Below are 7,536 nucleotides of genomic sequence, written 5' to 3'. Positions count from 1 at the left end.
GCGGAGCCGGGCACGGTGGTGCCGGTGCCGGTGCCTGTGCCGGCGAGGAGTTGGACGGGGATGGTGACGAAGATCTTCGTCTTCACCGCGGTGGCGGTGTTCTTCCCGGTGAGCCAGGCGCAGAGCAGGTCGGCGCGCACCTGATCACGAGTGCGCCCGCCTCGTTCCCCCTTCTGCACGTGCTTCGCGGTCGCCGTGAGCCGGCCCATGATCTTCTCCGCCTCGACGGTCGGGATCAGCGCGGTCAGCCAACTCATCCCGTCACCGGCCGGGGACACGCGCACGTTCCGGTCGGCCATCGCCCGCGCATGCCTGCGGGACGCGATGTTCCCAGCAGCACTGTCGACCAGGCGCTTCACCTTCCGACGAAACGTCTCTGGTGGGAGGTCGAGAGCCCACTCCGCGGCTGCCGCATCGATTTTCGCCGTCATCGCGGCCAGTTCATCGACAGCATCCTGAGGAGAATCCACGGGGAGCTGCAAAGGATGCAGGCACTCTCGCACCTGGTCGACCTGTCGGATCGTCGCGAACCCGTCACGGGCCTGCTGCCACATCGCGGGCAACTGCTCCATCGCCCACGACGACGACCCATGGATATAGCGGACCTGATCTTCGGTGAGACGCAAACGCGGCGCGATATCGAAGATCGCCGCACGCTCAGCCATGTGGACATCGGCATCGAACGTGTACACCTCCGGATGCCGCGCCGCGAAAGCGACCACCTCGACAACCCGCTCAGCGCGACGAGCCGCAACCCGGTTGAGCTCGATGTCAAGGCAGGCAAGATCATCAAGAAGGATCGATGCGACCTCACGCGGAGACACCGGTGACGCGACAGCACCATCAATGGCACCGGGCGCCACCGAAGTGTCCATGTGATCGAGTGATACGACGTCATCCATGCATCTAGTGTAGAACATAAGTGCGAACAGAGGAAGACTCAGTTTTTCTCGACCGCTGCGGACAGCAGCGGACAGCGCCGATACCGTTCGTGCGACCTTGCAGCCGTCACCTTCTCCCAGCGAGTCCGCCGAGAACCGGTGAGAGGATGATGCCTGTGACCTCTCGTGAGCTGGTGGCAGTCGATGCCGGTGCGCCGGACGAGCTGCGCACGGCGCTCGCACGGGCTCTCGACGGCGGACCCGCGCTCGGGTTCGGGATGCTCCCGGGCGCCCCCGCCCAGGTTCCAGAAGGCACGGCGGTCGTCATCGCGACGTCGGGCTCCAGCGGCATCCCCAAGCAGGTGGTGCTCAGCGGCGAGGCGCTGCGGGCGAGCGCGGCGGCGACGGCGGCGCGGATCGGCAGCGGACGCTGGCTGCTCGCGCTGCCGCCGACCTATGTGGCAGGGCTCCAGGTGCTCGTGCGCTCTGCCATGGCAGGCACGCAACCCGCCGTTCTCGAGGGGCGGTTCTCAGCGAACGCCTTCGCCGAGTCGACCCTGTCGATGCTGAGGCCCGCCGGAGGGCCGGGGGTCGGCATCCCGGATCTCTACACCTCGCTCGTGCCCGCCCAGCTCGTCACGCTGCTCGACGCCGCGGACGACCCGGCCGTGCTCGCCGCGTTGCAGGCGTACGAGGCGATCCTCATCGGCGGTCAGGCGCTGCCGCAGCCGGTGCGCGAACGCGCGATCGAGCGCGGTGTGCGCCTGGTGCGCACCTACGGCTCTACCGAGACGAGCGGCGGATGCGTCTACGACGGCGTACCGCTGGACACCGTCGCCGTGCGCGAGGTCGACGGCGAACTGCGGATCGCCGGCCCGCACCTCGCCGATGGCTACCTCGGCGACGAGGCCCTCACTGCGCGTGCGTTCACGCGCGATGAGCATGGCATCCGCTGGTACCGCACCGGGGATCTGGGGCTCGTGGAGGACGGGGTGGTGCGGGTGCACGGACGCGTCGACAATGTCATCGTGTCCGGCGGCGTCAACGTGTCGCTCGACCGGGTCGAGAGCGTCGTGCGCGCGGTGCCGGGGCTCGCGTCCGCCGTCGTCGTGGGCGTTGATGACGAACGGTGGGGCGAAGCATCCGTCATCGTCGCTCCTCGCGGCGAGGTGCTGCGCCGCAGCGAGGTCGACCAGCTCGAGCGCGCGCGTGCGGCGGTGGGCACCGCGATCGGCAAGCCCGCCCGCCCCGCCCGCCTGATCCTCGTCGACGAGCTCGACGTCCTGCCATCAGGCAAACCCGACCGCGAGGCGATCCGCCGCTTCGTCGCGGCGCACGGCTGACCTCCGAGAAACCACTTCTGCGGCGAGACACCCCCTGGCGCGTGGTTTCTCAGGCCGAGAGTGGTTTCTCACCCGGGTGAGCACTGCCAGACTGAACCATGGCCACTTACACGCACGGACACCACGAATCGGTCCTCCGCTCGCACAGCAACCGCGACATCGCGAACTCGGCGGAGTATCTGCGCCCGCACCTCACCTCGTCGACGCGGCTCCTCGACGTCGGCGCGGGCCCCGGCAGCATCACGGTCGACTTCGCGGGCGTCGTCGCCCGTGTGACCGCCACCGAGATCGACGACGACGCGCTGTCGCTCTCCCGCGCGCTCGCCGCCTCGCGCGGGGTGGACAACATCGACTTCTCCGTCGAGGACGTGCACGCGCTGAGCTTCCCCGACGACAGCTTCGACGTCACACACGCCCACCAGGTGCTGCAGCACGTCGGCGATCCCGTCCAGGCGCTCCGCGAGATGCGTCGGGTCACGGTCCCCGGCGGCATCGTCGCCGTGCGCGACGCCGACTACGCGGGATTCTTCTGGTTCCCTGTGCTGCCAGAGCTCGACCGCTGGCTCGACCTCTACCGACGTGCGGCGCGTGCGAACGGGGGAGAGCCGGATGCCGGTCGGCGGCTGCTCGCGTGGGCGCGCGCCGCCGGCTTCGACGACATCACGGCGACGGCGTCGACCTGGTGCTATGCCGCCCAGGAGGAGCGCCGCTGGTGGGGAGGGCTGTGGGCCGACCGCATCCTCGAGTCGGCGCTGGCCCGGCAGCTCGTCGACAGCGGCATGGCGACGCGCGCCGACCTCGACGAGATCAGCGCGGCGTGGCGCCGCTGGGCGGACGACGGTGACGGGTGGTTCCTCCTTCCGCACGGCGAGATCATCGCGCGCGCCTGACGGCTCCTCGTCCGGGGACCCGCAGCCGAGCAATGCGGGGCGCGGACCTCGCGGAGATCCACGCCCCCGGATACATCGCCAGACGGATGCCGGGGCGCGACGGCGCCGCGTAGCGTGGAGGGGTGTTCCGCCCCGTATCGCGTGCCTGGCTCGTCGCCGACATCCTCGGCGCCGTGATCGGGTTCCTCATCACCACCCCGCTGATCTTCGTCGCCGGGGCGTCGTGGCTGAGCGCCTGGATCGCCGTGCCCGAAGCTGCGAGCGCGACGTACATCGTCGTGAGTCTGGTCATCTGGGGCGCGGCGGCTCTCGCCCGGCTGTCGCCGCAGCTCGCCATCGGCATCGCCTGGGTCGGTGCGGTGCTGCAGATGGCGGCCGGGCTGTCTCCGGCCGCGTTCGACCTCGGGATCCTCGTCGTGCTGTTCGGCACGGCCGCGTGGGGGACTCGCCGCGTCCTCTGGGTCGGCGGCATCTCGGCCATCGGCGGCGGCATCGTCGGCGGCATCTACTTCACGATCATCTGGTCGGGGGAGTTGCTGGCGGATGCTGCGAGCACCATGCGCGCGGCGCTGATCGGCTCGCTGATGGCGGCCGTGTTCGTGCTGGTCATGGTGATGTCGTGGGGCATCGGCCTGCTCTGGCGGGTCGTTCTCAACGGCAGGGCGACGCAGGTCGCGCGTGCGCGCGCCGAGCTCGTCGCGGCCGAGGAGCAGGAGCGGGTGCGCATCGCACGCGACATGCACGACGTGGTGGCGCATTCGCTGGCGGTCGTGATCGCCCAGGCCGACGGCGCGAGGTACGCCGCGGCGGTGAAGCCCGAGGTGGCGACCGAGGCGCTGACGACGATCGCTGAGACCGCCCGCGGCGCGCTGAGCGATGTGCGGCTGCTGCTCACCCAGCTCCGGCACCGCCAGGGTGACGGCCCGCAGCCCACTCTCGCCGACCTCGAGGCGCTGTTCGCACAGGTGCGCCAGGCCGGCGTCGAGCCGCGCATCACCATCGATCCGGTGCCGCCGGGAGAGCCCCCGGCGGCGATCCAGCTCGCGGTGTACCGCATCCTGCAGGAGGCGCTGACGAACGCCATCCGTCACGGCGACGGTGCTGTCGACGTGACGCTGGCGTGGCTGCCCGACCGCGTCGACATCGAGGTCGGGAACACGATCGCCGTGTCCGCGGGGGCCGCGGGCGGGCACGGCGTGGTCGGCATGCGCGAGCGCGCGCAGCTCGTGGGCGGTAGTCTTCAGGCGGGGCCGGAGGGGGCGAGATACGTCGTGCGCGCGTCGTTGCCGATCGGCTCTCCGCCACGCTCCGGCGACGCCGGCGCTCACTGAGAAACCGGGATGTCCGAATGATCCGAGTCGTGCTCGTCGACGACCAGGCGCTGTTCCGCGCCGGCATCCGCATGCTCGTCGCGTCCCAGCCCGACCTCGACGTGGTGGGCGAGGCCGGCGACGGACGCGAGGCGGTCGACGTCGTGCGCTCGACCCGACCCGACGTCGTGCTGATGGACATCCGGATGCCGGTGATGGATGGCCTCTCGGCCACCGCCGAGATCCTCGCACAGCCGGACCCGCCGCGTGTGGTGATGCTCACGACCTTCGACCTCGACGAGGCGGCGGCACGGGCGATCCGGCAGGGGGCGAGCGGGTTCCTGCTCAAGGACGCCGATCCCGAGTTCCTCCTCGCCGCGATCCGCACGGTCCACGCCGGATCCAGCGTCATCGCGGCCGCGGCCACACGCGAGCTCTTCGAGCACTTCGCCGAGGTCGCCAAACCCGTTCCGGCGCAGTTCTCCGACCTCACCGACCGGGAGCGGGAGATCTTCGCGCTCGCCGCTCGCGGCCTGTCCAATTCCGAGATCGCGGCGCGCGAGTATCTCAGCGAGGCGACCGTGAAGACGCACATCAGCCGCATCCTCACCAAGCTCGCGCTGCGCGATCGGGTGCAGCTCGTGGTCTTCGCGTTCGAGCACGGTCTCGTCTGAAGTCCTGCCTCGTCTGAAGCCCCGCCTCGTCGGCTGCTCGGCGGGATCATTCTCGAGATGTACGCGGATGCTCCGCCGGAGCGACGCGCTGGGCCAGGCCCGGGAAATAGCGTCGAAGGCATGGAGATCACAACCACCGACCTCGGGCTCGCCGCCCGCGTGCAGCACCTGAAGAAGACCTACGGCACGGGTGAGGGCACAGTGCACGCGCTCGACGACGTGAGCGTCGGCATCCGCCGCGGGCAGTTCACCGCGATCATGGGCCCGTCCGGCTCCGGCAAGTCGACGCTCATGCACATCATGGCCGGGCTCGACTCCCCGAGCGAGGGACGCGCGTGGATCGGCGACACCGAGATCACCGGTCTCGGCGACCTCGACCTGACGATCCTGCGCCGCCGTCGCGTCGGCTTCGTCTTCCAGGCCTTCAACCTCGTCCCCACGCTCACGGCCTTCGGCAACATCATGCTGCCCTTCGAACTCGACGGACGCCGGCCGAGCGCGATCGAGAGGGCCCGCATCGACGGGCTCATCGAGTCGCTCGGCCTCGGTGCCCGTCTCGGCCATCGTCCGCACGAGCTCTCCGGCGGCCAGCAGCAGCGCGTCGCGATCGCGCGCGCCCTGGCCACCGCTCCCGATCTCGTCTTCGCCGATGAGCCCACCGGCAACCTCGACTCGAAGACCGGCCGCGAGGTGCTGCGCCTGCTCGCCACCGCCAGCCGCGAGCACGGCCAGTCGATCGCGATGGTCACGCACGACGCGATCGCCGCGAGCCATGCTGACCGCGTGCTCTACCTCGGCGACGGTCGCATCGTCGCCGACCACTCGCGGCAGAGCGCCGAGGAGATCTCGGCGTACATGCTTGCCGCCGAGGTCGGCGCGTGAGCGCCCTCGCGACGGTGGTCCCGCAGACCACCGCGACCGGATCGCGCGTGCGCTGGCTGCGCGAGCGCGGCATGGGCGCCAGCATCCTCGTGGCCACGCTGTCGGCGGCATTCGGCGTCGTCCTCGTCGTTTCGACGGCGTTCATCGGCGCCGCCCTCCAGGACGATCCCTACATCGGCGACAGCGAGACCCTCGCCGTCGTCGTGTCCATCCTGTCGGTCCTGCTGACGGCCGTCGCGATGTACGTCGCGGCGATCGTCACGGCGAACACGTTCTCGACGATCATCGCCGGACGCACGCGGCAGATCGCCCTGATGCGCCTGATCGGCGCCACGGCGCGCTCGCAGCGCGGCGAGGTCGGCCGGCAGGGACTCGTCGTCGGGATCATCGGCGCGGTGCTGGGGCTGCTCGCGGGACTGCTCCTCTCCGCAGCCGGGGTGCAGATCGCGGCCGGACTCGTCGGAGCGGATCCCGCCGGATTCACGCTCGCGCAGCCCATGATGGTGCTCCCGGCGGCCGGGGTCGCGCTGACGACCTGGGCCGCGGCCTGGGTCGGCTCGCGGCGGGTTCTCGCCGTCACGCCGTTGCAGGCGATCGGCGGCGCGGTGGAGCGCACGCGCGACGAGGTCTCGCGCCCGGCCCGCCACATCGGCGCCTGGGTGCTGCTCGTCTCAGGGGCAGCCCTCCTCGCCGCCGGCGTGATCGTGGGACTTGTGAGCCCGCTCGGCGTCGTCGTGGCGTTCTTCGGGGGCGTCCTGTCGTTCACGGGCCTCGCGATGGGCTCGGTGCTGTTCATGCCTCCGATGCTGCGGCTCGTCGGGAGGGCGTTCGGGCGCAGCGCCACCGCGCGCCTCGCCGCCGAGAACGCCCTGCGCTATCCGGAGCGCTCCTCGCGGATGGCGATCGGCGTGGTCATGGGCGTGACGCTGGTGACGATGTTCGCGGTGGCGCTGGAGTCGGTGAAGCAGATGCTGATCGCGCAGGTCGAGGGGGAGGTGCCCGCCGAGTTCTTCGCACCCTTCGACGCCTTCGCCGCCGTCATGATGGTGCTCGTCGCGGTGTCGGCGGTGATCGCCGCGGTCGGTCTCGTCAACCTCCTCACGATCGGCGTCGTGCAGCGCCGTCGTGAGCTGGGCCTGCTGCGTTCGATCGGGCTGTCGAACACGCAGGTGCGGCGCATGGTGCTGCTCGAGGCGACGCACATCACGGTCGCCGCCACCCTGACCGGACTCCTGCTGGGCGTCGCCTACGGATGGGTCGCAGCGCAGTCGCTGCTGGGATCCGTCCCCACGCTGCCGGACTTCACGCCGGCCGGGTTCGTGGCGCCGCACTTGCCGTGGCTGCCGATCGCGATCATCGTCGCGGCGACCGCGGTGCTGACCCTGGTGGCGGCGGCGACGCCGACCCGGCTGGCGACGAGGGTGGCGCCGGTCGAGGCGCTCGCCGCGGACTGAACTGCTCCGCCCGCCGCCGTTGGCGTGCCGGTGGTGGCCCTCCGCTGCTGGCCGTCGCTGCCGGCCCTCCGCTGCTGGCGCGTCGGCGCCCGAATGGCCGCC

At 70.9% G+C, this 7,536-nt stretch carries 7 protein-coding genes and 1 pseudogene; 7 read left to right on the top strand and 1 reads right to left on the bottom strand.

Annotation, left to right across the window (positions count from 1 at the left end; translation table 11 throughout):
* Nucleotides 1–299: pseudogene (locus QM568_RS02780) on the bottom strand (HNH endonuclease); the annotation flags it as partial.
* Nucleotides 300–308: 9 nt separating this feature from the next.
* Here QM568_RS02780 and QM568_RS02775 point away from each other — a divergent pair.
* The 7 genes from QM568_RS02775 (at nt 309) to QM568_RS02745 (ending at nt 7,434) form a co-directional block, all read left to right on the top strand.
* Nucleotides 309–830 (top strand): hypothetical protein, encoded by a 522-nt coding sequence (locus QM568_RS02775; protein WP_415135588.1) that lies wholly within the window; start codon nt 309–311, stop codon nt 828–830.
* Between the two features lie 227 nt (nt 831–1,057).
* A complete protein-coding gene (locus QM568_RS02770) occupies nt 1,058–2,224 on the top strand; it encodes an AMP-binding protein (RefSeq protein WP_415135586.1) in 1,167 nt (388 codons plus the stop codon).
* A gap of 98 nt (nt 2,225–2,322) precedes the next feature.
* On the top strand, nt 2,323–3,114 hold the full coding sequence (locus QM568_RS02765; protein ID WP_415135584.1) for a class I SAM-dependent methyltransferase: 792 nt from the start codon (nt 2,323–2,325) through the stop codon (nt 3,112–3,114).
* Nucleotides 3,115–3,236: 122 nt separating this feature from the next.
* Complete coding sequence (locus QM568_RS02760) at nt 3,237–4,445, top strand: sensor histidine kinase (protein WP_415135582.1); 1,209 nt, start codon at nt 3,237–3,239, stop codon at nt 4,443–4,445.
* Nucleotides 4,446–4,462: 17 nt separating this feature from the next.
* Nucleotides 4,463–5,098 (top strand): response regulator, encoded by a 636-nt coding sequence (locus QM568_RS02755; protein ID WP_415135580.1) that lies wholly within the window; start codon nt 4,463–4,465, stop codon nt 5,096–5,098.
* 120 nt (nt 5,099–5,218) lie between these two features.
* Entirely contained in the window at nt 5,219–5,980 is a 762-nt protein-coding gene (locus tag QM568_RS02750) for an ABC transporter ATP-binding protein (protein ID WP_415135578.1), read from the top strand.
* Nucleotides 5,977–7,434, top strand: a complete 1,458-nt coding sequence (locus QM568_RS02745) for an FtsX-like permease family protein (protein ID WP_415135576.1) — start codon at nt 5,977–5,979, stop codon at nt 7,432–7,434. The genes QM568_RS02750 and QM568_RS02745 overlap by 4 nt, the downstream gene beginning before the upstream one ends.
* Nucleotides 7,435–7,536 lie beyond the last annotated feature (102 nt).

It is taken from the genome of Microbacterium sp., assembly GCF_047607465.1.
GTDB lineage: Bacteria > Actinomycetota > Actinomycetes > Actinomycetales > Microbacteriaceae > Microbacterium.
This window is presented reverse-complemented; position numbering and strand designations above follow the sequence as displayed.